This is a genomic window from Anaerobacillus sp. ABD4_527, from assembly GCF_056160805.1.
Map to the genome: position 1 here is coordinate 23,183 of NZ_JBSWXZ010000008.1, position 24,791 is coordinate 47,973.

Genomic DNA, 24,791 nt, shown 5'->3' on the forward strand with positions numbered 1-24,791 from the left:
GTTAGCTAGGAAAACATTAAATGAGGTGCATAATGTGAATCGTAGAGTAGAATGGGGTCTTTTGGCAGGGCGGTTAATATTAGGAGTAATCATGTTTGCTCATGGAATCCAGAAACTCGCTGGCATGGAGAATACGATTGCACTATTTGAAAAGATAGGACAACCTGCTTGGCTTGCTTATTTTACTGCTATCGTTGAAGCAGCAGGTGGGGCCGCACTTATCCTTGGTGTTTTCGTTGTTCCTTCTGCAATCATTCTAGGATTGACGATGTTTGGAGCAATCGTCCTTGCGAAGCTTCAGATGGGGTTGATTGGCGGGTTTGAGTTTCCATTATCATTACTAGGGCTGTCTATTATTTTAGCTGTAACAGGAAGTAGAAAATTTTCGTTAACTGAAATCATAACCAATCAGAAGTCATAATAGTCAATCAAACGTTTGTTTAACAGATTAGTGTTCATAAAAAAAGCGTCCGGAATGTGCCCGGACGCTTACGTTTTTTTAGGGAATATCGTAGCCCATTGAGCTAGTGAAGATGTCAAACCATTGATCACGCGTTAACGATAACGAGAGCGCATCAATCGCACTATCGATGCGATGCGTTTTACCTGATCCAACGATCGGCATTATGTCCGCTGGATGGTTAAGAAGCCAAGCATAAAGGACTTGATCGATCCCCTCTGCACCAATTTCTGAAGCAACCTTTTCTAATGTTTGGCGTAATCGAGCTGCCTTTTCGTCAGTTGCACTAAATACGTTTCCTCCAGCAAGAGGAGACCAAGCCATCGGTTTTACTCGCTTTTCCTGACATAGGTTAAGAGTGCCATCTTCAAAGTTTTCCAGGTTATATGCCGACAGTTCGATCTGATTCGTGATGAGTGGTTGATCGACATAAGATTGAAGCATGTTGAACTGATGTTGCTTAAAGTTCGATACACCGAAATGGCGTACCTTTCCGTCTCTTTGGAGAGTAGAAAAGGCTTCTGCTACTTGTTCAGGGTCCATAAACGGATCAGGACGATGAATAAGGAGCGCATCAATATAGTCAGTGCCAAGAGACTTCAGTGATTGTTCTGCTGAAGCAATGATATGTTCTTTGCTCGTGTTGTAAATATGAGATGTATGAGAAGGGCGGTTTGGAGATTCGAGAACGATGCCGCACTTTGTTACGATCTCCATTTCTTGTCTTAAAGACGGCTTAAGAGCTAACGCCTTACCGAATAGTTCTTCACACTCGTAACTGCCATATATGTCTGCATGGTCAAAAGTAGTGATCCCACGTTCAAGGTTGTGTTCAATTAGGGCTAACGTTTCTTCGCTCGACTGATCCCAGTCTGCAAGACGCCATAGTCCATGAATAATTCGTGAAAAAGAGAGATCTTCCCCTAGATTTACGCGCTGCATAAATAAACCTCCTGAATGAGCTATAGTTTGTACAACTACTATCATAGAAAAATACAAGCGTTTGCACAACTATAATGAACTAACACTTTCATTGAAAATGCTTCTCATTATCAACTATCGATGATATAATGAGTTAAAATTTAAACGAGAGGTGAGATGATGGTAGAAACTATACAGTTGTTATTGTTTTTCATGATTCTAATTGCATCGTTTGCTACATTTGCATTCATTCTGAGATCGGAAGCCAAAAAGAGTGGATATATACGAAATAGAAGCACGCGTGTTATAGAAAAAGTACCTCACCTAACAATTAAAAAAGGCTATTGACAATTTAATTGATAAAGATTATCATTATCATATAAGGAAATGAAAATGAATTGTGTTCCCCGACATTGTTCATTTCAAAGAAGAAGAGAAGTTCCCCCTTCAAATAGCTGCCTGCACCGGTAGCTATTTTACTTAGTTGCGATATATTCACCTTTTATTTCATGACGCTGCTTCTGCAGGGTCTTTTTTCTTTTGGGTTGTGACAACTTATCAAACGTTAGATAGGAAAAGTTGTGCAAAGGAATACATATCACGTATGCTATAGGTGGGCTTTATTCATATGTTGCCATATAGATTAGACCATTCTATCGTTTAAGAGAGGTTACACGAATGAGTTACGAAAATAAGAAAGAGTACTTATTGTTTGGTGCCTGGGCCACTGCGGTAATGGCTATGGCTGGAAGCTTGTACTTCTCAGAAATTCTGGGGTATGAACCATGTGTGTTATGTTGGTATCAACGCATCTTGATGTATCCGCTAGTGATTGTACTTGGAATAGCAGCTGTAAAAAAAGATGCAGGACAATGGCTGTATGTTCTTCCTATTTCGCTTATCGGGGCTTGCGTTTCGTTTTATCATTACTTGATTCAGAAAACAACCTTCTTCGCTGAGTCCTCTCCGGCATGTGGAAGAGTTCCGTGTACTGGTGAATATATCAACGCATTCGGATTTATTACAATCCCGTTCTTAGCTTTAACTGGGTTTACTATTATTAGTGTTATTATGGTCGTATTGGCTATGCAGAAGAAGGAGGAAGGAAAATAATGAAAAAAATCATCATATTCCTTGGAATCATCATCGTATTATTCGGTGCCTTAGCTTTCATTACAAGCTATTCCAATAGTGAGAAGAGTGAAGACAACCCTTATGGAAAAGATTCATTGGAGCAAGGAACGATTGATCAGCTAGATGATCCTTTGTATCAAAATCAAATCCTACCTGAAGAATTAGATGAAAAGCTTTCGAATGAAGAAGACGTATTTGTTTATTTCTATAGTCCTGATTGTGTGCATTGTCAAAATACATCACCTGTATTAGTACCTCTTGCAGAAGACATGGGCATCGACCTTAAGAAATATAACATCCTAGAATTCGAACAAGGTTGGAACAACTACAGAATCGAAAGCACACCTACAGTGGTTAAATTCGAAAATGGTGAGGAAGTCGATCGCATTGTAGGCTCACAGCCTGAGGAAAACTTTAAGACATGGATCGAATCAAATAAATAAAGTGTTAGACTGTCGATACGTTCGGCGGTCTTTTTTTATGTTTCGCTTTAACTATGGATCGTCATCATAGCTTGTTTACTTTTTGCATAGAAATGAGGTAGTAAGGGAGTGGTTTTCGATGGGTCTTTTACATGAGTTCCGACAGTTTGCAATTAGAGGCAGTGCAGCTGATATGGGAATAGGAATGGTCCTTGGTGCGGCTTTTAGCAGCTTTATAGACTCGCTCGTGACTGATATCATCCTTCCGCCAATAGGTCTCTTACTAGCGAGAATCAATTTCTCTGAGTTATATATAAGCTTGAACGGGCATACCTACTCTTCCTTAGCGGATGCTAGAGATGCTGGCGCCGCAACGATCAACTATGGGTTGTTTTTATCTACTGGTCTTCGTTTCCTCATTATTTTCTTCGCTGTGTTTCTTGTTGTACGGCAGCTTAATCGCTGGCGAAAACCAGGACAAGATCCAATGAACGCGATGACACGCAAAGAGTGTCCTCTTTGTTGTACTGCGATCCCCTCGAAAGCTATTATTTGTCCAAACTGTTCAAGCTCATTGCGGGAAGAGCAACACGAACGCTTTACACCGAAAGTTTCATTCAGAAAATAGGGAAATCTCAATCGTTCACAGGTGAATCACTGCTAGTGATATACTAGTAGTACACGATAACTTGTGAAAGATGAGGTTTTGATCATGGTAGGATGTATGTTGATTCATGGATTTACTGGTGCTCCATATGAGGTAGGACCTCTTGCAGATTATCTTAGGGAACACACCGATTGGAAAATTTCTGTTCCTACGTTACCAGGCCATGGAGATTACGAAACATTACATGGCGTCTCCTTTCAGGAATGGATCGATACAGCGGAAGAAAAGCTTAAAGAGCTCCTAGAAACATGTGACACCGTTTACCTCGTAGGGTTCTCGATGGGCGGAGTGTTAGCAGGATATCTTGCTGCAGCATACAACGTTGAGAAGCTTGTATTGTTGAGTGCAGCCTATCGCTACATTCACCCCGTTCAGATGGTAAAAGATATCGGCAGAATGGTGTTAGATACGAGCAGAGGGCAAATTAGCCAAAATGAACTTTACATTCGTTATAAAGAGAAACTTAAAGTAACGCCTTTCCAAGCATCCCTTCAATTCAGAAAGCTCGTTCAGAAATTAAGACCCTCATTTCGCGATGTAAAGGTACCTACCTTGATTCTGCAAGGGAAGCTCGATAGTATGGTTCCTTATAAAACAGCACATACCATTTACCAGACAATCGGTTCAAAACAAAAGCAATTTCACGTGATGGATTGTTCACGCCACCTAATCTGTCATGGTGATGATCGCGATGATGTTATTCAAAAAGTGTATCAGTTCTTAACAAATGGAACGGACCAGTCTCATCATACGCTTGCTCCTTCTTAGGGTCTCGTTATAAAAAGGAGAAGGAACTTATGTTAAATTCCGAGATAACGCCTATAAGGTTTGCTACATATGCAAAAAGGTTAGTGAATTGCTTGAAGACTCCTGCACTACGAGGGGTTATCCTAACAGGCAGTTTTGCAAGGGGAGAAGCGGGTCCGAAATCAGACTTAGATATATGGTGCTTCTATCATAAAGAAGTGATGAAACCACTTTATCTACCTCAGCTTCCTGGAGTTCCAGTCCATCTCAGAAGCTTGACGATTGAAGAATACGAGCTAACGACGAGTGGAGAAAAAGATGTGGTAGCTCCATATTTTGAGCAGCTTGTTTTATATGGAGATACGCCTTTTCAATTACCAAAGAAAGAGTCCATTCAATCAGGTAAGATCAATTTGTTACATTCGATTGAATCCGGGCTGAATACGTGTACTACAAATGAGGAGATGTATGATCTTCTCAACGGTGTTATGTATGTGATGCGAATCGAACGATATCTATCCATGTTGGAATATCCGCTGACGATTTCAGACTTGTATTCAACTGAACAGGATAAAGCGAATCGCAAGTTGATCGAATGCTTCTCTACTTGTTTGTTAGGTGACGAGATTCAAGATTCAGCTTACATACTCTCGTTGCTTAAGGAATTTGTTATGAAAAGAAAGTGAATGAGCAGGACTAATAGAGAAAGAGGTCGAAGGCATTACTTATCTTTTTATAAAGGCAGGTTGAGAGATGGCAACGTTTGAAGATTTTATGATGCTAGATATTCGAGTTGGAGAGATCGTTGACGTAGAAGTGTTTGAAAAAGCAAGAAAGCCGGCTTACAAACTTAAGGTCGATCTTGGTGACGAGGTCGGTGTGAAGAAGTCTAGTGCTCAGATTACAGATCTGTATGAAAAGACAGACTTAATCGGAAAGCAGGTGCTAGCTGTCATTAACTTTCCGCCTCGTCAAATTGCAGATTTCATGTCTGAAGTATTGGTGTTAGGGGTTTACGGAGAAAGTGGAGTGGTCTTAATCCAGCCGGATATGAAGGTGAAGAACGGGGACAAGCTAGGTTAACAGGAAAAGACGGGGCGATATGCCCCGTCTTCTTAACGTTGTGTTGTTGGAATGGATTGCGGTTCGAACGCAATCTTTGCTCCTTCATAGATGGCTCGTTTGGCATCTAATTCTCCAGCAAGCCTCGCGCCACCAATAACAGCTACTTGAATGCCCTTTTCGGTCAATCGATCGTATTCTTGTGGAAGATTAGACTCTTGACCTGCTGCTAGAATAACAGCATCTGCTTTTAGAAATTCTTTGTTATTCGTCTCACCATCCGTAATCACGAGCCCCTCCTCGGTAATTTCTTCATAGTGGAGGTTTGTACGGAACTTAACTCCATGCTTTTTAAGATCCTGAAGCATCGCCCATTTTGTTGTTTTACCGAGACCTTCTCCCATCTTTCCGTTACGACGAAGCATCAATATATCGTGATCTCCTCGTTCGATCAAATAGTGAGAGAGGTCGCATCCGATGCCCCCTGCACCGATAATGATGACTTTCTTTCCTACGGGTGCCCTGCCTGAGAGTACATCTGGGTAAGGTATAGCAAACTCGACGCCTGGGATATGAGGCTTTCTTGGTACAACACCAGTTGCAATGACGACAAGGTCAGGAGATTGATTCAACAGGTCTTCGGTAGAAGGTTTGTGATTGAGGCTGATCGATACGCCTAGTCGTTTTAATTCAGTCGTATAATACCTAACCGTTTCATCGAATTCTTTCTTGATCGGGATTTGTCGAGCTAGATTGAATTGTCCCCCGATCGAGTCACTCGCTTCATAAAGGACGACGGCATGGCCGAGTTCGGCGTGTGCTCTTGCTGACTCAAGACCAGCAACACCGCCACCGACTACAAGCACTTTCTTCTGTTCGCTCGCTTTCTTATAAACCCACTTGTATTCTCTTCCCGCTCTTGGATTTACGAGACATGAGACGGCTTTTCCTTCGAACGCATGATCCAGGCAAGCCTGGTTACAAGCGATACATGTATTGATTTGATCAAGAGATTGAGCTTGAGACTTATGCAATAAGTTAGGATCTGCAAGAAACGGTCTTGCCATCGAGACCATATCTAACTGCTGTAAAAGATCATCAGCTAGAACAGGATCATTGATTCGGTTGCTACCGATAACAGGTATCGATACTTTTTCCTTAATATCGAAGGCGATTTGAATAAATCCTGCCCTTGGTACCATCATCGATATTGTAGGAGTAGTGGATTCGTGCCAACCGATCCCTATGTTTAATACGTCTGCGTCGTTCTCTTCAACTAACTTTGCAAAAGCAAGGGTTTCTTCATGTGTAGTAGAGTTTGGTACAAGGTCCATTCCTGAAAGGCGATAGATAATGGGATAATCATCTCCAACAGCTTTTCTTACAGCGTTCAGCACCGCTAGCGGAAAGCGCGTTCTCTTCTCAAAGCTCCCTCCCCAATAATCTGTACGTTTGTTTGTAGCGGGTGACATGAACTGGTTAATAAGATAACCTTCTGACCCCATAATTTCGACAGCGTCAAATCCAACTTCCTTCGCTTTTCTACCTGCTTCAGCGTAAGATTCAAGCAGGTTGAGAATATCAAGTTCAGTTAGCTCAGTTGGAGTTTCCCTATGAATCGGAGATCTTATCGGCGATGGAGCAACTGCAGGAATGCCGGTCAATTCAGAATAAGCGTAACGACCCGCGTGAAAAAGCTGAGCAGCGATGCGTCCACCTGCTTGGTGCACGCGAGTTGTTAACCGTTTCATCGTTGATAGGTCTTTTTCTCGATAAAAGCCCAAAAAATGATGTCCCCCGTCTCCTTCAGGAGATACCGAGATACCACCGGTAACCATCAGTCCTGGCCCATACTCCCCAGCACGCTCAGTATAGAAGGAAATCATCGCTTCTTCTTTTTCTGGAACGCCTTCAATGCCTAGGTGCATCGAGCCCATCATCACTCTGTTAGGCAAGGTAAGCTCACGAATTTTGATCGGTTCAAACAAACTTTTCCATTTCATATACAAATCACCACACCTTTTTGTTTATGACTGGATTCGCTGAATGACCATTCATTTCCTTTAAAAGTACTAAAAAAAAGAGCGCGATGGGCGCTCTTCACTTTAGTCGATCTAATTTTTTTTGAAAGCAACAAGAAGGCCGCCTTCACCAGCATAAGTGCCGATCAAAGGTCCCATAGTCGAGAGGACTACGCGCTTAAACTTGTACCTTTCTTGAATTTGTTCCATCAGAGCTCTTGCTTTGTCTTCACAATTACTGTGTGCGATCGCCACCACTTTGTCTTCAAGATTATGCCCGTATTCACCAACTTTTTGGATGAATTGACGAATGGCCCGTTTGTTTCCACGCACTTTATCGAGCACCTCTAGTGAACCATCATCGCCCGCTCTCATGAGCAGCTTAATATTAAGCGCAGAAGCAATCGTACCTTTCACTCGATCAAGTCTTCCACCTTTGATGACGTTCTCTAGCGTATCGAGTAGAAACATCGTTAGGGTTTCATCTGTATACATTTCGGTTTCCCTAACAATGTCTTCAAAGCTTTCACCGTTCTGAGCCATCTCTGCAGCATGACAAACGATAATACCAAGCCCTGATGACGCTGTTTTTGAATTGATCACTTCAACATCTCGATCAGGATGTTCCTCATGAAACATCTGCTTTGCCAATACGGCATTCTCGTAAGTGGTGCTTAATGCCTTGGACAACGAAATAACAAGTATTTTATCTTCTGGTTCGGTTTGTTCAAATTTTGTTAGGAAGTCCTGTGGTGACGGGGCAGAAGACTTCGGTAGTTCTTTCGCTTGCTTTAATTTCTGATAAAACGTCGGTGTATCGATATCAACCCCAGCTTTGTATTCTTTTTCTCCGAAAAGCAAGTTGAGTGGGACAACCGTTACGTTTAGGTCAGCTAGCATGTCTTCAGGAAAGTCGATGCTGCTGTCCGTAATAATTCGAATCGCCATGGATATTACCCCTTTATACAAATTACCTTTACCAGGTATTACGTTTATTGTACCACGCTTCGACAGAAAATTGATTGTAACATACAGTTATGAAACAAGAAGGTTTGGAAAGTCTAAGAAAACGACCAGTTATTGGAGGACCAACATGACAATTATAAGACTTGGATACGTAGCAATGAGTATGGAGCTAAAGAATAGTTCTCCTTCTCAGACGATGACGTATACACAATTCCAGAAGCTCACGAACCGCGAAGCCGGTATTCGTAAGCTTGAACGAATTGCTAAATCAAACTTGGAGAACTGTCTGCGTCTTTTGAAACACAACAAAGGGAACGAAATTTCCTTCTTTCGCTTTAGTTCTAGATTAATTCCACTCGCTAACCACGAAGCATTAGAGGACTGGAATTACATGGAAGCATTAGAAGATGAACTTAAAGCATTGGGAGACTTTGCAAAGAAAGAGAAAATGAGAGTCGACTTTCACCCTGATCACTTTGTATTACTTAATACCCCAAAAAAAGAAACGTTAACAACATCTACGACTACACTTGCAATGCACGTCAGGTTGCTAGAAAAAATGGGGATCGATTCGAAACATCGGTGTGTGCTACACGTTGGTGGGGGATACAACGACAAAGAAAAAGCGTTAGAACGTTTTATTCATAACTGGATGTATATCCCCCCCAAAATTCAAGAGACCGTCATGCTAGAGAACGATGATACGACGTTCACAATGCTTGATACCCTTTATTTATGCGAGAAACTAGGAATTCCGCTCGTATTTGATTACCACCATCACCTGGCCTGTCACAGTGAGGAAGAATGGGAGAAGGACTGGTCTAGAGTTGTTTCTACATGGAACTCATCACCCTTACCAGTGAAAATGCATATTTCTTCTCCAAAGAGCGAAAAGGAGTTTCGGAGTCATGCTGATTATGTAGATTGTGATATGTTTTTTGAGTTCTTGAACGCTGTTAAAGGGAGCACGCCGCAAATCGATTGCATGATTGAAGCAAAGCAAAAGGATCAAGCGTTGTTTCAACTTATGGAAGAGGTAAAGAGAAGGGATGATATCGAAGTAATCGATCAATCTACGTTTAAACTAAAATAGAAACCGGGGGACTCCCGGTTTCTATTCAGTGATCTTTTTATCTTTTTGTTTTGTAGATGGATTTGTTTCGTTAGCATGTTCAACAGCTTGAGCAAGCTCTTTTTTCATTCCGCGTTTCTTCTTCTTTGACATGATAACCCCTCCTTACCAAGTATCGTTTCCATGAAGAAGCGGTTTATGCGGACATAGAAAAACGGCGCATCAAGACGCCGTTTTAGTTATATAAGCTTTGATTGCATGTAAGCATAGGTCTTTGTATGTTGCATGTTGATCGTGATCACCAGTCATCAACCATTGAACCATAAATCCATCGATTAAGCTTCTGATCGTTTTTGAAGCATCATTGATATCACCCGCGGTAAAACGACCTTCTTCTTGTCCATGATGGAGGATTATTTTACAGATCGAAGCACAATTTTGATAAAAGCGTGCATTGATTTCTCTATAACGCTCGTTCCGAGTCGCTTGAGCTAGAAAATCTAAATAAACTTTGTAAAAGCGTTCATTCTCAAGAGGACCAACGAACACGGAGTTCACATATGCTTTTAACATGGCTTCTGCCGATGTTTCTGTTTCGACAGCCATTTTTTCTTTTTCATAGATTCGTTCAGTAATTTGTATTAATAAATGAGCTAGAACATCTTCTTTATTTTTGAAGTAATAGTTCGATACCCCTTTACTGACGTCCGCATATTCAGCGATGTCTTGTAGAGTAACGGCTTCATACCCTTTATCAGCGACAGCCTCAAAGGCTGCTTTAATGATTTGTTGTCTTCTCATTTCAGCTTTTTGTTTCATTCATCACAACTCCTTGCACTAATCATTATACATAATTGGGCAGTAAGGATAAACAATTCAATTTATTTGACCGGTCAGAATAATTTTTGTTACTGTTAGTGCATAACGAGTTTAAAGGAGGATTATTTTGGCACCGTTTAAAGCACTCGTAGTAGATAAAGTAAATGAAGATACAAATATATCAGTGAAGGATGTAGAGAAAGAGGATCTTTCGACTGGTGACGTTCTTGTTAGGGTGCACTATTCAAGTGTGAACTATAAAGATGGGTTAGCAACACACCCAAAAGGTAAGATCGTAAAGGAATACCCTCATGTTCCTGGTATTGACCTTGCAGGTGAGGTCGTTGAGTCCGACAGCCCGGAATGGAAAGAAGGAGACAAGGTCATCGTAACAAGCTACGATTTAGGCGTTTCCCATTCAGGTGGCTTTAGTGAGTACGCACGTGTGAAATCAGAGTGGATGGTTCCACTTCCAGAAAACTTAACTCTAAAAGAAGCGATGGTATTCGGAACAGCCGGATTTACAGCTGCTCTTTCCGTACATCGATTAGAGCAAGCTGGTATCACTCCTGAGAATGGACCGATTCTTGTAACAGGAGCAACTGGCGGAGTAGGGAGTATGGCTGTATCGATCCTAGCGAAAAAAGGATATGACGTAACTGCAAGTACAGGAAAAGAATCAGAGCATGGCTACCTAAAAGAGCTAGGTGCTTCCTCCATTATCAGTAGAGATGAAGCAGCACCTGAAGACTTCAAACCACTCGGCAAGCAAAAGTGGGCGGGTGCCGTTGATCCTGTTGGAGGCTCAACACTTGCGGCAGTCCTTAGTAACCTAAAGTATGGTGGAGCGGTAGCTGTAAGCGGGTTAACTGGCGGCACGAAAGTCCCTACATCCGTATTTCCTTTTATTCTTAGAGGTGCAAACGTGTTAGGAATCGATTCTGTCTATTGTCCGATGGATGTGCGTAAAGAGGTTTGGGGCAAGATCGCGAGCGAGTACAAACCATCTCAACAATTAGAGGCAATGACCAACGAAGTTACGATTAATGAACTACCGGACGTATTGAATACAATTCTAAAAGGACAGGTAAGAGGAAGAACAATCGTTTCTTTCAACGCTTAAAAGTCATTTAACTAAAAAGCCTTCTAGCCATTTTACAGGCTAGAAGGCTTTTTTTATTATTCTGCTTCCTTTACTCTTCCAACTGTAAGACCGTCGCATAATGGAAGAATGATCGATTCGAGTCGTTCGTCGTTTGCCATCTTCAGGTTAAATTCTCTGATTGCTTCAACATTATCATCCTTGATCGTTTCATCAAAAACTCTGTCACCTTGGAGTGTATTATCAGCAGCGATGATAGCCCCTGGCGATGCAAGCTTGATGGCCATTTCAAGATAAGCAGGGTAATTCACCTTATCAGCATCGATAAAGAAGAAGTCATACCTTTGTCCTGCATTATAAAGAGATTCCATGTTTTGAAGAGCGGGACCAATGACATACTTTACTTTCTCTTTTAGTCCAGCTTTTTCTAAATTACTATGAGCAACAGTTGCATAGGATTGTTCAAGCTCTAATGATGTTAATGAGCCTTCCTTACCAAGTGCTCCGGCAAGAATGATTCCGCTATACCCACCTAACGCTCCAATTTCCAGAACATGCCGAGGGTTTCTCATCTTTACGAGTATGGAGAGTAAGCGGCCTACCTCTGGTTTAACTGAGATGGCTGGCATTCCGTTTGCTTTGATTCGTTCGTTGACCTCTTGAAGAAGGGGATCTTCAGAGCCAAATAATAAGTGAATATAGTCATCGTGATTTGTTGCCATGCGGATCTCATCCTTTCAACGATCTATTCGCTATTATTGTTGTCTAGTTAGTAGCAACTGTCAAGAAACTTTCCTAAACCAAGGAATTTTAGAAATAAACCCCTGGGAAAATAATGGTTAAAGGGACTTTAGTCCCTTTCTTTTTAACGAGAGTTGGGAAACTAAGAAATGAAAGTCGCAAATAATGAGTCAAAAGTTATTGCTATTTCCCAATACCCGCTTATATCATTCAATGTTACACTAGTACTAACAGCAAGGATCGGTCTTAAATATCCAACCTTTTTCCTGTTATCGTTGAAAAAGGCGGCTGACTATGGAGGGGGAATTAAGAAAATGGCATACGGTAACAAAGCGTTATACGAAGAAAAGGACCCTTTAACCGTTGCGCAACCTATCGATCGGGTCAATGTACCTAAACTACCGATTACTAGTGATGAAGGTTATTCAAATGTTGTCAAAGATGCAAATCATAACTATTGGTTCTCAAAACAATTAGCCCCTAACCATTTTGAGGTGTATGTTTTCATTCATCGTCTCGCTCAGCTGCGCACGTTTCAGGTTAATGGTAGTCCAAGTTTCTATGAGTATCACAATAGCATCTGCATCGCATGCGAAGGTGAAGAGTGGAATGGTTGGATTTATGAGTTTTCGAAAGACGACCCCCGCATCACTCATCAGTGGCATGTGAAGGGAATATTCTGTGATTTGAAGCGAAAAGGAAATAAGCTGATTGTTTCCTCTTATTGCGTGGAAGAAGATAAAGCTCTACTTACGGTGTTTGGTGAGAATGGGAAGAATGTCATTGAGTTAGAGAAAGGATATTCTCCAGTGAACATGCTTGTTGAAGATCAAGGTATCTATATCGCGGCTCTTTCCATATCCGCAGCTCAACAAGATAAGATTCTACTACTTGATGGAGAGTTCCGTGTTCAACAATCTTTCCTTCTAGACTTCTCCCCACGTACGATCTATTCATGGAACGGCTGCTTGATCGTACATGGTCTGAACGGAAGAACGGGTAAGAGCGATCAGCTCGTCTATATTTGCGCGAAAACAGGCGTCCAAGAAAAATGTTCGATTCCAAGCGTTGAATTGATCGACTGTACGGAGAAGCACCTTACGTTTTATGATGCAGACGATAAAGTTCTATCACTTTGGGACCATCGACTAAAAGAAATAACGAGTATGAGGGAGTCTGAACGACCACATGTTTCAACCCTCTTTTAGACGTAAAAGCCTGAGCATTTATATGCTCAGGCTTTTATTTTTTCAAGTAAGAAAGACTCTAGTGGTCATTTATAGATAGCATAAAATAACAGTGATATACTAATTGAAGATATGATGTACTAGATAATGCAAGAAAGCGAGGTAAGAGATGCGACCTGATCCTTCAAAAAAAATAGATCGAAGAGGATTAAAAGTATGGCAGATAACAGGCGTCATTCTTTCAATTCTTCTACTCGGAATTGTAGCTGCGATGTTCAGCTTGCACTACTTAGTGGTTAATCTTCCAATTTGGAGTTTGGTTTCAACTTGTGTTGTTGTTGCCGTGTTAATCATCCTACAAATTTGGATACTACCCCTTCTTCGCTACAAAAAATGGCGGTATGAAGTAAGTGAACATGAAATTGAACTAAAACATGGCGTTATCATCGTCAAGCGTACGTTAATACCGATGGTACGGGTCCAGCATGTTGATACAAGGCAAGGGCCACTACTGCGCGCTTACAAGCTTTCTTCCGTAACCATTTCAACAGCAGCCACGACACATGAAATACCTGCTCTCTCTAATGAAGTTGCTGATGAGTTAAGAGATAAAATATCTGTACTTGCAAGGGTGACCGAAGATGATGTCTGAGAAAAAACGACTGCATCCTGTTGCCATGCTGCTTGCTTTCTTAGCTTCATTGAAGGAAGTAGCACTTCCACTCATTATTTTCGTCTTTATTGGTAGAGGTGGAGAAGGATATTCATGGTGGCACTTTCTGATCATGGGTGCCTTCTTGTTATTTACGTTAGGAAACGGTGTTTTATCATGGTGGTTTTATACGTATCAAATAAAAAACAACGAACTGCAAATTCATCAGGGCTTTATTTTTCGAAAGAAGCGATTTATTCCACGTGAACGAGTCCAATCGATCGATACATCTCAAGGAGTGATTCAACGGATCTTCGGACTAGTAAAGGTTCAAATCGAAACGGCTGGCGGTGGTGGAGAACCAGAGGTGGTCATGTCAGCTCTAAGTCGTTTTGATGCTGAACAATTGAGATCAGAACTATACAAATCCAGAAGGCCGGAAGAAGCTGAGGAAACGTTCGTAAATGAACACCCCGTAAAGGAATATCGGTTATTGAAGAAAGACTTAATCATCGCTGCATCCACGTCTGGAGGTATAGGGGTATTCTTATCCTTCATCGCTGCGATCGGTTCCCAGGTGGATAATATCCTGCCTGATGAATTCTACTCGATCATTACTGAACGAGTCATGGATGCGACACTCACATTTATCTTAGTGATCGCTTTAATTGTTTTACTACTATCGTGGGTTTTTTCTGTATTAGGAACAGTACTGAAATACGGAGGGTTTGTCCTTTCTCGAACAGAGGACGACCTTATTATAAAAAGAGGGATATTAGAGCGTCGCCAATTGACGATTCCAGTGCAACGTGTACAGGCAATAAGGGTCGTTGAAGGCTTATTAAGGCAACCTTTTGGCTATGCTACGATCTATGTTGAAAGTGGAGGCGGTGGTGGAAAGGATGAACAGTTTTCAACCATCTTATTTCCACTCCTGAAACGTAAGAGAATCCAAGCATTTTTAGAAGAGTTAATTCCTGAAGTACCTGTCCATCAGGAGCTCACGCCGCTTCCTCGGAAGGCAAGAATTCGTTATATGATACGGTTCATGCTACCGTCACTCATTCCTGCTTTGTTGATCACTTATTTCGTCCCATTTGGTTATCTTTCATTTAGTATCCTTCCGGTCGCTTGTTTTCTTGGCTATCTTCACCATAAAGACGCCGGCTGGAGTATAAAAGACACGACATCGCTTCTGCAGTTCAGACAGATCGGCAGGGTTCGTGTTTATGTACCACGTAAGAGGATTCAGGCTATGGAGCTAAATTCAACGCTGTTTCAAAAGCGTAAATCGTTGACGACAATACAGGTTTCAATTCTTTCTAGTCTTGCAGGTAAACAATTTAGGGTTAGAGATATTGAGCTTTTGAATGGACATGACCTGTTGAACTGGTATTCTTACAATAATAGTACGAAAACGAATCATCATTCGGATGAATAAAAAGTAAGGAGGAAATCAATGTACATTGTGAACTCTGTCATCAACGTACCTAAAGAAAAAGTGGATGAGGTCATCGGAATTTACCAGAAACGTTCTAGAAGAGTGGATGAATTCGATGGTTTTCAATCCTTTACTTTATTACAAAGTGAACACCGTCCAGAAGAGTTGACCGTACAGATGAAGTGGGAGACGAAGGATCACTTTTTCAATTGGATGAGAAGTCCAGCTTATAAAGAAATACACGAGTTAGAAAAGAAGTATCCAGATGCAGAACTTGCTGCTGTTAAGCCGAAAGTATATCGCTACAAGGTGGTTGCAGAATGAGAAGCACCATCGATCATATCGTTGAACGAGTTGTAGAAGGAATATACAAAGATATGCCAGAACTTCTTGAGAAATTCGGTGAACGAGGCAGATCCAAATGCATTGAAGATAACTACCATCATATGAAACACCTAGAGTCTGCTCGTAATTTAGAAGCAGATGAGTTCTTTATTGACTACGCGCTTTGGCTTAATAACCTCTTAACAACAAGAGGAATGGAAACGAAGCATGTCGTAGATAACTTTGAGCGGCTAGAACGAGAAATATCAAAAACGACTTTCGAAAATAAAGAGGACTATCTAAGAATTCTTTCAAAAGGTAAAGCTGAATTAGAAGAATTGAACGTAGACAGTCCTTCATTGTAAAAGAGGTGATCATTTGCCTATAGATATCGAGAAACTAACCAATACCCTTCTAGAAGGGGAAGAAGATCGTGCATGGGAACTGATCGAAGCTGAAGCAGAGCTAATCGAAAATAGTCACCTCACTTTCGAAGTGTTAACAAGCGCCATGCAACTAGTAGGGAAGCTGTGGGAGGAGAACAAAATCACCGTTGCTGATGAGCACCTAGCGACGACAACGTGTGACTACGTTCTTTCTCGATACGCATATACAAAAAAGAAATCGAAACAGTCTCCTAACGGGAAGCGTGCACTTTTCTTATGCATCGACCAAGAGCAGCACTATCTAGGTTTGAAAATGATCTCGCTATTATTTGAAGAATATGGTTGGGAAACAAGATTGTTAGGGGCAAGTCTCCCTCTTGAATATGCGATTCATACCGTCGAAAAGTGGCAGCCGTCGGTAGTGGGGATATCCGTCGCAATTCTGTATCATGCTGAACAATTAAAGAAATATGTTGCCGAGCTCGGAACCCTGCAGCCTCAACCAGAAATCTTAGTAGGTGGAAGGCTTGCGTCGAATTACGATCTAACCAAGTATTGTTCAGAAAATACGGTGTTAGTTCCTGGTCTTAAAGAAATTAAATTGTGGCTTGAAGAACAGAAAGGTGATGTCTCTAATCATGGTTGACTTTACTCATCATCCTTTACCTGCATTTCTTGTTGATCACGATTTAAATATAAAAAGGCAATCACGACTTGCAACAGAATTGTTCTCTAAACCTGATTCTTTCATTGATATCGTTGACTCCGGAAGCAAGCAGAAAGCGCTTGAACTAATGAAGGATCAAGAGGAATTCGAGCTTGTACTCAACACCTTGGAGTCACCTTACATGCTATTTAAAGTTTTTGCACGTTGGCATGACGGCGAAGGACAACTCCTATGTGTTAGACAAGATTCTCAAATTATGGAACTTTCTTCAATGCTCCAAATGCAGCGTGATCGGTTAGCAGAAACCAATTTTGATTTACTTGATAAAAAAGAAGAGCTGGAAGAAGCGATGAGTAAAATTAAGAGGTTGTCGAGTCCTTTTCTTCCGATTTCCTCGTCCTTAAGTGTTATTCCACTATTTGGTTCTCTTGATGAGGAATTATTTTTAATCAATGAACAGCAATTACTTTCGACCCTTCAAAATGGAAATTATGAATATGTCATTTTAGACTTTAATGGCATAGGTGAAATAGAGGAGAGAGGCGTTTTTGCATTTCAATCTTTTTATCGAATGATTCAGTTGATCGGCGTTTCTCCAATTCTAAGTGGATTAAAGCCTCAGCATGTTTTTCAATTGATGGAAAATGACTTTAATGTCGACCAAACGTTCCACATCACTGGGAGCTTAAAAGACGCGATCTCACAATATATTTTATCTTGAAAGCCAAAAAACCGGGAACCCACTGGGTCCCCGGTTTTTATGCCTTTATAGATATCTCCCGATAAAACCAAGTAATACAAGAACGATGAAAATACCCCATAGTACTTTTGAAACAGAGCTTTGCCCGCCTCTTGGCGTCCTTCTTTTCCATCTGTTCGGTTTGAAGCGAATGGATCCGGGATCATCTGAATAACGAACCCTCACCATACCACGATCAACGAAACGACGAGCATTTATGAGTAGCATAGGTGCTAATGCAGCACCGCCTAGGAATCCAAAGATATGTCCAAGAATATTGATGTTCGGACTGATGAAAGTCATCAATAGACCGATACCGAGAATCATAAGGATTAACTGTGAGTTAGCCTGATCGATCAGTTCTTTTCTGTAGAACGCCATGTAAAAGTAAATCCCAAATAGCCCAAATATTGCTCCAGAGGCGCCAACATGACTGAAATAGCTGTCCTGGAGGTAAAATGTAGCGATATTCGCAATGATTCCAGCACCAAAGTATCCGATCAAAAACTTTGCCTTGCCTAGCATTTGTTCAAGAGCTGGACCGAACAAATAGAGTGAAAAGGAATTGAAGAGTACATGAGCAAATCCTGCATGAAGAAAGATCGGTGTAACGAGTCTCCAGTATTCACCCGCTTCAATATATCCGTTAACTCCCGCTCCCAGGTTAAAGATGGACCGCATACCCAAAAGGTTTATGAGAAGAAAGAGGAGGATATGTATACCAATAAGTGTGGAGATGATAGGATAATAACGAATAAATGAGCGAAAGTCTTCATTTCTCAAGAACATGAAGTCGACCACCTTTAATAAGAAGTATTGAAAGATGCCTGCTAAAGGCTTATCTACTATATAAGTAATTCTAGTTTAGCATAGCTGCTAGAAGAGCACTATTATTATAACTATGGTGCATTACATAGGGTTAGAACAATTGGAGGAGTAAGATGATACAAGGTATAGGCATTGATATGATCGAGCTAGATCGAATTGAAAAAGCGGTTGAACGAAATGTGAACTTTCCTAAGCGAATTTTAACAGATGAAGAACTTGCTCAGTTTAACAATCTTAAGGGACATAGAAGAATCGAGTTTCTAGGGGGACGGTTCGCTGCGAAAGAAGCATATGCGAAAGCAGTGGGGACTGGTATTGGGAAACTAAGCTTTCAGGATATATCTGTTCAAAAATCGAAAGAAGGAGCGCCAGTTATTCGAGGAGCGGCTGGAAAGGTCGTTCATGTCTCGATCTCACATACGAAATATCATGCGATCGCTCAGATAATTATTGAAAGCTCGTCAAGCTAGTCTGCATATCATCGAGAGTTGTCTCATATATTTTATCACGGTCAGGAGGGACCTGTTGTGAGAATCGTATCCGGGAAGGAAATGTATGAAGCAGACCGGTTTGCCATGGAGGAGATCGGCTTAAGTGGTGCTACGCTTATGGAAAATGCGGGGAAAGCGTTGTTCGAAGCGATGAAGGAAAAGTTGAAAGGTCAAAGAATAGCAGTTGTCATAGGGACCGGAAATAACGGTGGAGATGGTTTTGTTCTTTCTAGATATTTAAAAGAACATGGCTATGACGTAGATGTCTGGGTCGTCCCCTCTATAGAGAAGCTAAGGGGAGACGCAAAGACTCACTTTACCATCTTCCAACGTTCAGGGTATGAATGGAAAGCCTTGAATCAAGGTAATGAATGGCTCAGTCATCTTGATCGTTATACCGTTCTTATCGACTGCCTACTTGGCCTTGGACTATCAGGCCCGATTCGTACTCCTTATAAGGAGTTGATTCATCGTATGAATGAATCGGGTATCTCTATCTATTCAGTGGATTTACCAAGCGGATTACGATCCGATGGTGGGTATGAAGGAGAAGTAGAGCCTATACGAGCTGATCGAACCTATACACTTGAAGCTCCTAAAACAGGTGCTTTCCTCCATCCAGATGCTGACTATTATGGAGAGCTTGAAGTTCTACACATTGGCCTTCCTCGAAAAGCATTTGAGAAAGCGCAATCCAAAAAGATTTGGAGCGATCGGGATGTAGCAAGCACCCTTAGTGATCGAGCGGCGTCCTCTCATAAAGGTAGCCATGGAAAAGGGCTGGTTATTGGTGGTTCAAGCGGGATGGCTGGGGCTCCTATCATGACGGCAAAAGCAGCCTATCGAAGTGGGGCAGGATTAATTCAGGCTGCGGTGCCAGAAGAGATTCTTTCGGTTACAGCTGGTGCGCTGATTGAAGCGATGTTTCAAGGTTGGCCTTCTGAGGGTGGACATTTCAACGGAACTATTCCGGAAGCGCTTTCGTTTGATGGAATAGCAGCTGGACCAGGTCTAGGACGAGAAAAGGGCGGGAGAAAGCTCGTTCAGGCCTTGATGGAAGAAGACTGTCTGCTTGTCCTCGATGCTGATGCCCTGTTTCACTTGAGTGGATTAAAAGATCAGCTTTTACAAAGGCAAGCTCCGACCATATTAACGCCTCATCCAGGGGAAATGGCAAGGTTAGCAGATTGTTCAATTGCAGATGTGCAACGCAATCGTTTTGAGTTATCATACCAATTTGCCAGGGAGTATGGCGTGTATCTCGTGTTGAAGGGGCCTTATACTCTTGTAACTGATCCTAATGGGTACCAGTTCGTGAACCCGACTGGAAATCCAGCTCTAGCAAAAGGTGGATCAGGAGATGTACTAACGGGTATGGTGCTTGCCTTTGTCATGCATAGTAATTCCATTCAAGAGGGAATCAGTAATGCAGTTTATTTACACGGAAAAGCAGCAGATATGCTCGTCCAGTCTGCGCATTCTACGCTTGATGTACTGGCAACCGACGTCATTGAACAGATTCCGGCTGTTCTGCATTCATTTCTGAAACATCATTACGGATAAGTTTTTCATTACGCAGGAACCTTCTTTGTCGTTTTAAATGAGGCAAAGGAGTTGAATACAGTGAAAAGGTTCAGTTCCGTTTTACTTCTTGGTGTATTGATGATGGTCGTGCTTATAGGGTGTGGACAAAAAAGTCAGCAAGATGTGGTGGATTCACTCGATCGAAAGCTAAATGAGATGGATAGCTATAAAGTCAACGCCAAGATGACACTCGAGACAGGTGAGGAGCCGCAGCGTTACGATGTTGAAGTATGGTATCAGAAGCCATCTTATTATCGCGTTGAACTAAAGAATGCGTCAAAAGAACAAAGTCAAATCATCCTAAGAAATGATGAAGGGGTTTTTGTTCTTACCCCGGCTCTGAATAAGAGCTTCCGCTTCCAAAGCGACTGGCCAGAGAATGGAAGTCAAGCGTATCTATACAACACGCTTGTACAGGATATTCTAAATGATTCTACGGCTAAGTTTGAAGCGAGGGATAAAGACTATGTGTTTACAACAAATACGAACTATCAAAACAAAAACTTATCGAAGCAGTCGATTACCCTCAACAAAAAGGATCTTGCTCCTGAAAAAGTTTCAATCATGAATCAAGACATGAAGCCGCTCGTAACGATTGAGTTTTCTGATATGAAGTTCAACGCTTCATTCGATAAAGGCTCGTTCGACATGGAACGTAACATGACGGCTGCTCAGTTAGAAGTGCCCGTGATCGCAGCTACGAATGAACCATTCGAAGTCGTGTATCCAATGTATGAGCCACAGGGTACAGGGCTAACTGATGAAAAAGAAGTGTCTCAGAACAAAGTCATCCTAAGCTTCACAGGTGAAAAATCATTTACGCTTATCGAAGAAAAAAGTGAAGCGGCGCTAGAAACGAGTACGCCAGTTACGATGAGTAATGGTGAGCCGATCGATCTTGGATTTACGATGGGTGTAATGACAGATACAACGATATCCTGGCATTATGACGGTGTCGACTTCTTCCTCGCATCGACCGACCTATCGATGGAAGAAATGGCGGCAGTCGCACGGTCAGTATATGGTAAGACGGTAATTAAATAAGACTTCATGAGGGTTCAGCTGTGAGTACATGGCTGAGCCTTTTTTCAGAAAAACAAGTTTTGTGTTAGCAGTTGGGCTCAAGCGGTTCTAATATTGTTGTTTCGCGGATAAATTCTCAGATTAGCGGATAATTGCCCTCATTTCGCGGATATAAATTGAAAAGCGCGGATAAATCTAATTTATCGCGGATAAAAAGAAAATTTCGCGGATATCATGCAGGATCCTGCCCTCTTAAGATTTTAAAAGTAGCATCTTTTATCAAAAACTCCTAAAATAGAAGCCAGAGTGATTCGCTTCTGATGGAGGAAATAATTATGGAAAATCAATCGTTCTATCGAGAGACATGGGCAGAAATTGACCTCGATGCAATAACCCAAAACATTTTATCATTTAAGAAACACGTACCTGACCATGTTTCGATCATGGCAGTTGTGAAAGCAGACGGATACGGTCATGGAGCAGTGGAAACTGCTAGAACGGCGCTCCGAGCGGGAGCGAAATATCTTGCTGTCGCTATTTTAGACGAGGCGCTTAGCTTAAGAAAATCTGGTATCGATGCTCCGATTCTCGTATTAGGCTACGTACCAGCAGCATACGCCGATCTTGCATCTGAACACAATATTACACTTACAGCCTTTCAAAGCGAATGGATTGATGAAGTTTCGGACGTGCTTGATGGAAAAACCCTTCGTGTTCATCTGAAAGTGGATACAGGGATGGGAAGATTAGGTATAAAGGGTGAAGAAGAAGCAAAACATATAGGAGAATGTCTGAAGCGTAATCCTTCTATTATTCCTGAAGGTCTTTATACGCATTTTGCAACTGCAGATGAGCCTGAAAATCCATTCATCGAAACACAGCTCAAGCGGTTTGAAAGGTTCGTTACGATTCTAAAAGAGTTCGGAATTGATCCTAGCTGGATTCATCTTGGAAATAGTGCGGGTTCTATGCGAATTCCAGATCGCATCGGTAATCTTGTTCGAATCGGTATTTCGATGTACGGTCTTATCCCTTCACCAGATATGGAAGAGGGAAAGCCATTTGAGCTAGAGCGAGCGTTTAGTCTTCATAGTCGCCTTGTTCACGTGAAGCAGATGAATGAAGGTGATCCGATCAGCTATGGGTCTACCTATACAACGTCAGCAGGAGAGTGGATCGGGACAGTTCCAGTTGGTTATGCTGATGGGTGGATTAGAAAGCTTAACAAAATGAGCGTGTTAGTAAACGGCATTAAGGCACCTATTGTGGGAAGAATCTGTATGGATCAATTCATGGTGAGCCTTCCACATGAACTACCTATTGGAACACAAGTTACATTAATAGGATCACAGGGGTCTCAAGAAATTACAATAGACGACATTGCGGAACAGCTAGAGACGATAAACTATGAAATTCCTTGTATCATCAGTCATCGTGTCCCCAGAGTATTCATTGAAAATGGAGAAAAAAAAGGCGTAATGAATACAATTTTAAAAAAATAATAAAATATAAACAGGAATTTGCAAGAATTTGTTGAAATAGTTTTGTGGAAAGTTGTTTTGCAATGAGACGCTTACAATGGTAGTATTAATAGTGGAATTATATTATGAGTAGCAGTGCTTCGGAGGTGTATGTTTGTGACAGAGGCAAACAAAAAATCGATTGTTGTAACTCTCCCACAACATATTTTGAATGAGGTGGATGGTATTATTCAACAGGAACAGTTCGATCGTAACGAGTTCATTTCACAGGCCACGTCAATGTATATTCGCGAACGAAAGAAGCGGCAGATTCGTGACGCCATGCGCCAGGGGTACATGGAGATGGCAAAGATTAATTTGAACCTTGCAGCAGAAGCCTTTCTTGTTGAGGAGGAAGCAGAGCACACCGTGGACCGCTTAGTAAGCGGGGTGTAACGGCTTGATTGTCAAACGAGGTGACGTGTATTTTGCTGACCTTTCTCCTGTTGTTGGTTCTGAACAGGGAGGAGTACGTCCTGTCCTAATTATTCAGAACGACATCGGGAATCGTTTTAGTCCAACTGTCATCGTTGCCGCAATTACTGCACAAATTCAAAAGGCAAAGCTCCCTACACATGTAGAGATCGATGCCAAACGGTACGGATTTGAACGTGATTCGGTTATTTTATTAGAACAAATACGCACGATTGATAAACAGCGTTTAACTGATAAAATCACTCACCTTGATGAGGGTATGATGCAGCGGGTGCAAGAAGCCCTGCAAATCAGCCTTGGGCTTATTGATTTTTAACAATTTGATATTCGCAAACGAAGCTGCTCTAAGAGCAGTTTTTTTGTTTATCTTCCCTATTATTAAGATGTAAAACTTTTCATGTTTATTAAAGAAGGGAATTTTCTAGCGCTGTCGAAAAGTGTGTTAAGATAAAAGTGATGAAATAGGTGCATATTCGGTAAGTATATTTATTGCGAGTCGTTACTCGTAATGAGAAGATAGAAGGTAAGCACGTTGATTGTAGGGAGGAGCACCATGGACAAGCTAATCATTCAGATTTTGAACGAAAGTCGCCAGCGCATCTATACCAAATGGATGGATGAGATGGACCGAGTACGTGAAGATCATAGGTTGCAGTCGATTACAGATGCAACGTATGAAGATACAAATAAGGAACTTTTTGAGATTATTTATACACACATCGAACAAAACGTTCACAAACCGACTGAACGGATGACAGAGTTTGCTGAGAGGCTACTAAAGGTTGGTTGGAGACTGAGCTACATCACACAAGGTCTTCAAACATTCCGCAGAATTATCTTAGCAGTCCTACTCGATGCAGACCATTCGAACGAAAAAGTCTTCAATATGTATGACGAAATCGACCGATGGATCGATCCAATTATCAATCAATTGATAAACGAGAGCTCGAAAAACTGGGAAAACACGGTTTCAATTCAGAAGGTAGCCCTTCAGGAATTGTCAGCTCCGTTGATCCCTGTTTTTGAGAATATTAGTGTGATGCCATTGATTGGTACGATCGATACAGAGCGAGCGAAGTTAATCATGGAAAACCTCTTGACTGGTGTGATCAAGCATCGCTCTCAAGTGGTGTTGATCGACATCACGGGAGTACCAGTTGTCGATACGATGGTCGCTCATCATATTATTCAGGCTGCAGAAGCAGTGCGACTGGTCGGTGCTCAATGTATCCTCGTTGGTATCAGACCAGAGATTGCACAAACAATTGTTAACTTAGGTATTGATCTAGGACAGTTTCCGACAAAGAGTACCTTATTCAAAGGTATGAAAACGGCTTTAGAAATGACAAAACGACAAATGATCGACCTTGATGAATAGGG

At 41.6% G+C, this 24,791-nt stretch carries 29 protein-coding genes; 23 read left to right on the forward strand and 6 right to left on the reverse strand.

Going from position 1 to position 24,791, the window contains the following annotated elements:
- Positions 1-34: 34 nt before the first annotated feature.
- Entirely contained in the window at positions 35-421 is a 387-nt protein-coding gene (locus tag ACXAHI_RS20030; protein WP_474850797.1) for a DoxX family protein, read from the forward strand.
- A 78-nt stretch (positions 422-499) separates the two neighbouring features.
- On the opposite strand, the gene ACXAHI_RS20035 is transcribed toward ACXAHI_RS20030, so the two are convergent.
- Positions 500-1,402 carry an aldo/keto reductase gene (locus ACXAHI_RS20035; RefSeq protein WP_474850799.1) on the reverse strand — a complete coding sequence of 301 codons (903 nt, stop codon included), beginning with the start codon at positions 1,400-1,402 and terminating at the stop codon, positions 500-502.
- Between the two features lie 657 nt (positions 1,403-2,059).
- Between ACXAHI_RS20035 and ACXAHI_RS20040 the strand changes: the two genes are divergently transcribed.
- The 6 genes from ACXAHI_RS20040 (at position 2,060) to ACXAHI_RS20065 (ending at position 5,434) form a co-directional block, all read left to right on the forward strand.
- Positions 2,060-2,494 (forward strand): disulfide oxidoreductase, encoded by a 435-nt coding sequence (locus ACXAHI_RS20040; protein ID WP_474833167.1) that lies wholly within the window; start codon positions 2,060-2,062, stop codon positions 2,492-2,494.
- Complete coding sequence (locus tag ACXAHI_RS20045; RefSeq protein WP_474850801.1) at positions 2,494-2,958, forward strand: thioredoxin family protein; 465 nt, start codon at positions 2,494-2,496, stop codon at positions 2,956-2,958. Before ACXAHI_RS20040 ends, ACXAHI_RS20045 begins: the two co-directional genes overlap by 1 nt.
- Positions 2,959-3,076: 118 nt before the next feature.
- Positions 3,077-3,565 carry a large conductance mechanosensitive channel protein MscL gene (mscL, locus tag ACXAHI_RS20050; protein WP_474850803.1) on the forward strand — a complete coding sequence of 163 codons (489 nt, stop codon included), beginning with the start codon at positions 3,077-3,079 and terminating at the stop codon, positions 3,563-3,565.
- Between the two features lie 84 nt (positions 3,566-3,649).
- A complete protein-coding gene (locus ACXAHI_RS20055) occupies positions 3,650-4,372 on the forward strand; it encodes an alpha/beta hydrolase (protein WP_474850805.1) in 723 nt (240 codons plus the stop codon).
- A 29-nt stretch (positions 4,373-4,401) separates the two neighbouring features.
- Positions 4,402-5,037 carry a nucleotidyltransferase domain-containing protein gene (locus ACXAHI_RS20060; protein ID WP_474850807.1) on the forward strand — a complete coding sequence of 212 codons (636 nt, stop codon included), beginning with the start codon at positions 4,402-4,404 and terminating at the stop codon, positions 5,035-5,037.
- A 67-nt stretch (positions 5,038-5,104) separates the two neighbouring features.
- Positions 5,105-5,434, forward strand: coding sequence for a tRNA-binding protein (locus tag ACXAHI_RS20065; protein WP_474850809.1), 330 nt, complete (start codon positions 5,105-5,107; stop codon positions 5,432-5,434).
- Positions 5,435-5,466: 32 nt separating this feature from the next.
- Here ACXAHI_RS20065 and ACXAHI_RS20070 read toward each other — a convergent pair whose 3' ends face one another.
- Positions 5,467-7,416 (reverse strand): 2,4-dienoyl-CoA reductase FMN-binding domain-containing protein, encoded by a 1,950-nt coding sequence (locus tag ACXAHI_RS20070; RefSeq protein ID WP_474850811.1) that lies wholly within the window; start codon positions 7,414-7,416, stop codon positions 5,467-5,469.
- 111 nt (positions 7,417-7,527) lie between these two features.
- Positions 7,528-8,382: a DegV family protein gene (locus ACXAHI_RS20075; protein WP_474850813.1), complete on the reverse strand. Its 855-nt coding sequence runs from the start codon at positions 8,380-8,382 to the stop codon at positions 7,528-7,530.
- Between the two features lie 145 nt (positions 8,383-8,527).
- Between ACXAHI_RS20075 and uvsE the strand changes: the two genes are divergently transcribed.
- Positions 8,528-9,493: a UV DNA damage repair endonuclease UvsE gene (uvsE, locus tag ACXAHI_RS20080; RefSeq protein ID WP_474850815.1), complete on the forward strand. Its 966-nt coding sequence runs from the start codon at positions 8,528-8,530 to the stop codon at positions 9,491-9,493.
- A gap of 201 nt (positions 9,494-9,694) precedes the next feature.
- Here uvsE and ACXAHI_RS20085 read toward each other — a convergent pair whose 3' ends face one another.
- A complete protein-coding gene (locus tag ACXAHI_RS20085; protein WP_474850817.1) occupies positions 9,695-10,291 on the reverse strand; it encodes a TetR/AcrR family transcriptional regulator in 597 nt (198 codons plus the stop codon).
- Positions 10,292-10,418: 127 nt separating this feature from the next.
- On the opposite strand from ACXAHI_RS20085, the gene ACXAHI_RS20090 reads away from it, so the two are divergent.
- Positions 10,419-11,414 (forward strand): NADPH:quinone oxidoreductase family protein, encoded by a 996-nt coding sequence (locus ACXAHI_RS20090; protein ID WP_474850819.1) that lies wholly within the window; start codon positions 10,419-10,421, stop codon positions 11,412-11,414.
- A gap of 56 nt (positions 11,415-11,470) precedes the next feature.
- On the opposite strand, the gene ACXAHI_RS20095 is transcribed toward ACXAHI_RS20090, so the two are convergent.
- Positions 11,471-12,115 (reverse strand): O-methyltransferase, encoded by a 645-nt coding sequence (locus ACXAHI_RS20095; RefSeq protein WP_474850821.1) that lies wholly within the window; start codon positions 12,113-12,115, stop codon positions 11,471-11,473.
- 168 nt (positions 12,116-12,283) lie between these two features.
- Here ACXAHI_RS20095 and ACXAHI_RS20100 point away from each other — a divergent pair, with 168 nt between their 5' ends.
- The 7 genes from ACXAHI_RS20100 (at position 12,284) to ACXAHI_RS20130 (ending at position 17,512) form a co-directional block, all read left to right on the forward strand.
- Positions 12,284-13,342 carry a hypothetical protein gene (locus ACXAHI_RS20100; protein WP_474850824.1) on the forward strand — a complete coding sequence of 353 codons (1,059 nt, stop codon included), beginning with the start codon at positions 12,284-12,286 and terminating at the stop codon, positions 13,340-13,342.
- 148 nt (positions 13,343-13,490) lie between these two features.
- Positions 13,491-13,973, forward strand: a complete 483-nt coding sequence (locus ACXAHI_RS20105; protein ID WP_474850826.1) for a PH domain-containing protein — start codon at positions 13,491-13,493, stop codon at positions 13,971-13,973.
- Complete coding sequence (locus ACXAHI_RS20110) at positions 13,963-15,414, forward strand: PH domain-containing protein (protein WP_474850828.1); 1,452 nt, start codon at positions 13,963-13,965, stop codon at positions 15,412-15,414. Before ACXAHI_RS20105 ends, ACXAHI_RS20110 begins: the two co-directional genes overlap by 11 nt.
- A gap of 18 nt (positions 15,415-15,432) precedes the next feature.
- On the forward strand, positions 15,433-15,738 hold the full coding sequence (locus ACXAHI_RS20115) for an antibiotic biosynthesis monooxygenase family protein (RefSeq protein WP_474850830.1): 306 nt from the start codon (positions 15,433-15,435) through the stop codon (positions 15,736-15,738).
- Positions 15,735-16,103: a hypothetical protein gene (locus tag ACXAHI_RS20120; protein ID WP_474850832.1), complete on the forward strand. Its 369-nt coding sequence runs from the start codon at positions 15,735-15,737 to the stop codon at positions 16,101-16,103. Before ACXAHI_RS20115 ends, ACXAHI_RS20120 begins: the two co-directional genes overlap by 4 nt.
- Positions 16,104-16,116: 13 nt before the next feature.
- A complete protein-coding gene (locus tag ACXAHI_RS20125) occupies positions 16,117-16,770 on the forward strand; it encodes a cobalamin B12-binding domain-containing protein (RefSeq protein WP_474850834.1) in 654 nt (217 codons plus the stop codon).
- Positions 16,763-17,512, forward strand: coding sequence for an STAS domain-containing protein (locus ACXAHI_RS20130; protein WP_474850836.1), 750 nt, complete (start codon positions 16,763-16,765; stop codon positions 17,510-17,512). The genes ACXAHI_RS20125 and ACXAHI_RS20130 overlap by 8 nt, the downstream gene beginning before the upstream one ends.
- Positions 17,513-17,557: 45 nt before the next feature.
- Here ACXAHI_RS20130 and ACXAHI_RS20135 read toward each other — a convergent pair whose 3' ends face one another.
- Entirely contained in the window at positions 17,558-18,319 is a 762-nt protein-coding gene (locus ACXAHI_RS20135) for a rhomboid family intramembrane serine protease (protein WP_474850838.1), read from the reverse strand.
- A gap of 152 nt (positions 18,320-18,471) precedes the next feature.
- Here ACXAHI_RS20135 and acpS point away from each other — a divergent pair, with 152 nt between their 5' ends.
- The 7 genes from acpS (at position 18,472) to ACXAHI_RS20170 (ending at position 24,789) form a co-directional block, all read left to right on the forward strand.
- Positions 18,472-18,828, forward strand: coding sequence for a holo-ACP synthase (gene acpS / locus ACXAHI_RS20140; RefSeq protein ID WP_474850839.1), 357 nt, complete (start codon positions 18,472-18,474; stop codon positions 18,826-18,828).
- 57 nt (positions 18,829-18,885) lie between these two features.
- Positions 18,886-20,412, forward strand: a complete 1,527-nt coding sequence (locus ACXAHI_RS20145) for an NAD(P)H-hydrate dehydratase (protein WP_474850840.1) — start codon at positions 18,886-18,888, stop codon at positions 20,410-20,412.
- Positions 20,413-20,472: 60 nt separating this feature from the next.
- Positions 20,473-21,477 (forward strand): LolA family protein, encoded by a 1,005-nt coding sequence (locus tag ACXAHI_RS20150; RefSeq protein WP_270182833.1) that lies wholly within the window; start codon positions 20,473-20,475, stop codon positions 21,475-21,477.
- Positions 21,478-21,791: 314 nt separating this feature from the next.
- Positions 21,792-22,958, forward strand: a complete 1,167-nt coding sequence (gene alr / locus ACXAHI_RS20155; RefSeq protein ID WP_474850841.1) for an alanine racemase — start codon at positions 21,792-21,794, stop codon at positions 22,956-22,958.
- A 129-nt stretch (positions 22,959-23,087) separates the two neighbouring features.
- The gene (locus ACXAHI_RS20160; protein ID WP_474850842.1) at positions 23,088-23,372 is read left to right on the forward strand and encodes a CopG family ribbon-helix-helix protein; all 285 of its coding nucleotides are present in this window, start codon (positions 23,088-23,090) and stop codon (positions 23,370-23,372) included.
- Between the two features lie 4 nt (positions 23,373-23,376).
- The gene (ndoA, locus tag ACXAHI_RS20165) at positions 23,377-23,727 is read left to right on the forward strand and encodes a type II toxin-antitoxin system endoribonuclease NdoA (protein WP_048312992.1); all 351 of its coding nucleotides are present in this window, start codon (positions 23,377-23,379) and stop codon (positions 23,725-23,727) included.
- Positions 23,728-23,964: 237 nt separating this feature from the next.
- On the forward strand, positions 23,965-24,789 hold the full coding sequence (locus tag ACXAHI_RS20170) for an STAS domain-containing protein (protein ID WP_474850844.1): 825 nt from the start codon (positions 23,965-23,967) through the stop codon (positions 24,787-24,789).
- Positions 24,790-24,791 lie beyond the last annotated feature (2 nt).

Bases quoted from the DNA above. Each gene is read 5' to 3' on its own strand.
- ACXAHI_RS20035 (WP_474850799.1), bottom strand. From the start codon at position 1,402: ATGCAGCGCGTAAATCTAGGGGAAGATCTCTCTTTTTCACGAATTATT.
- ACXAHI_RS20040 (WP_474833167.1), top strand. From the start codon at position 2,060: ATGAGTTACGAAAATAAGAAAGAGTACTTATTGTTTGGTGCCTGGGCC.
- ACXAHI_RS20045 (WP_474850801.1), top strand. From the start codon at position 2,494: ATGAAAAAAATCATCATATTCCTTGGAATCATCATCGTATTATTCGGT.
- mscL (WP_474850803.1), top strand. From the start codon at position 3,077: ATGGGTCTTTTACATGAGTTCCGACAGTTTGCAATTAGAGGCAGTGCA.
- ACXAHI_RS20055 (WP_474850805.1), top strand. From the start codon at position 3,650: ATGGTAGGATGTATGTTGATTCATGGATTTACTGGTGCTCCATATGAG.
- ACXAHI_RS20060 (WP_474850807.1), top strand. From the start codon at position 4,402: ATGTTAAATTCCGAGATAACGCCTATAAGGTTTGCTACATATGCAAAA.
- ACXAHI_RS20065 (WP_474850809.1), top strand. From the start codon at position 5,105: ATGGCAACGTTTGAAGATTTTATGATGCTAGATATTCGAGTTGGAGAG.
- ACXAHI_RS20070 (WP_474850811.1), bottom strand. From the start codon at position 7,416: ATGAAATGGAAAAGTTTGTTTGAACCGATCAAAATTCGTGAGCTTACC.
- ACXAHI_RS20075 (WP_474850813.1), bottom strand. From the start codon at position 8,382: ATGGCGATTCGAATTATTACGGACAGCAGCATCGACTTTCCTGAAGAC.
- uvsE (WP_474850815.1), top strand. From the start codon at position 8,528: ATGACAATTATAAGACTTGGATACGTAGCAATGAGTATGGAGCTAAAG.
- ACXAHI_RS20085 (WP_474850817.1), bottom strand. From the start codon at position 10,291: ATGAAACAAAAAGCTGAAATGAGAAGACAACAAATCATTAAAGCAGCC.
- ACXAHI_RS20095 (WP_474850821.1), bottom strand. From the start codon at position 12,115: ATGGCAACAAATCACGATGACTATATTCACTTATTATTTGGCTCTGAA.
- ACXAHI_RS20100 (WP_474850824.1), top strand. From the start codon at position 12,284: ATGAAAGTCGCAAATAATGAGTCAAAAGTTATTGCTATTTCCCAATAC.
- ACXAHI_RS20105 (WP_474850826.1), top strand. From the start codon at position 13,491: ATGCGACCTGATCCTTCAAAAAAAATAGATCGAAGAGGATTAAAAGTA.
- ACXAHI_RS20110 (WP_474850828.1), top strand. From the start codon at position 13,963: ATGATGTCTGAGAAAAAACGACTGCATCCTGTTGCCATGCTGCTTGCT.
- ACXAHI_RS20115 (WP_474850830.1), top strand. From the start codon at position 15,433: ATGTACATTGTGAACTCTGTCATCAACGTACCTAAAGAAAAAGTGGAT.
- ACXAHI_RS20120 (WP_474850832.1), top strand. From the start codon at position 15,735: ATGAGAAGCACCATCGATCATATCGTTGAACGAGTTGTAGAAGGAATA.
- ACXAHI_RS20130 (WP_474850836.1), top strand. From the start codon at position 16,763: ATGGTTGACTTTACTCATCATCCTTTACCTGCATTTCTTGTTGATCAC.
- ACXAHI_RS20135 (WP_474850838.1), bottom strand. From the start codon at position 18,319: ATGTTCTTGAGAAATGAAGACTTTCGCTCATTTATTCGTTATTATCCT.
- acpS (WP_474850839.1), top strand. From the start codon at position 18,472: ATGATACAAGGTATAGGCATTGATATGATCGAGCTAGATCGAATTGAA.
- alr (WP_474850841.1), top strand. From the start codon at position 21,792: ATGGAAAATCAATCGTTCTATCGAGAGACATGGGCAGAAATTGACCTC.
- ACXAHI_RS20160 (WP_474850842.1), top strand. From the start codon at position 23,088: ATGTTTGTGACAGAGGCAAACAAAAAATCGATTGTTGTAACTCTCCCA.
- ACXAHI_RS20170 (WP_474850844.1), top strand. From the start codon at position 23,965: ATGGACAAGCTAATCATTCAGATTTTGAACGAAAGTCGCCAGCGCATC.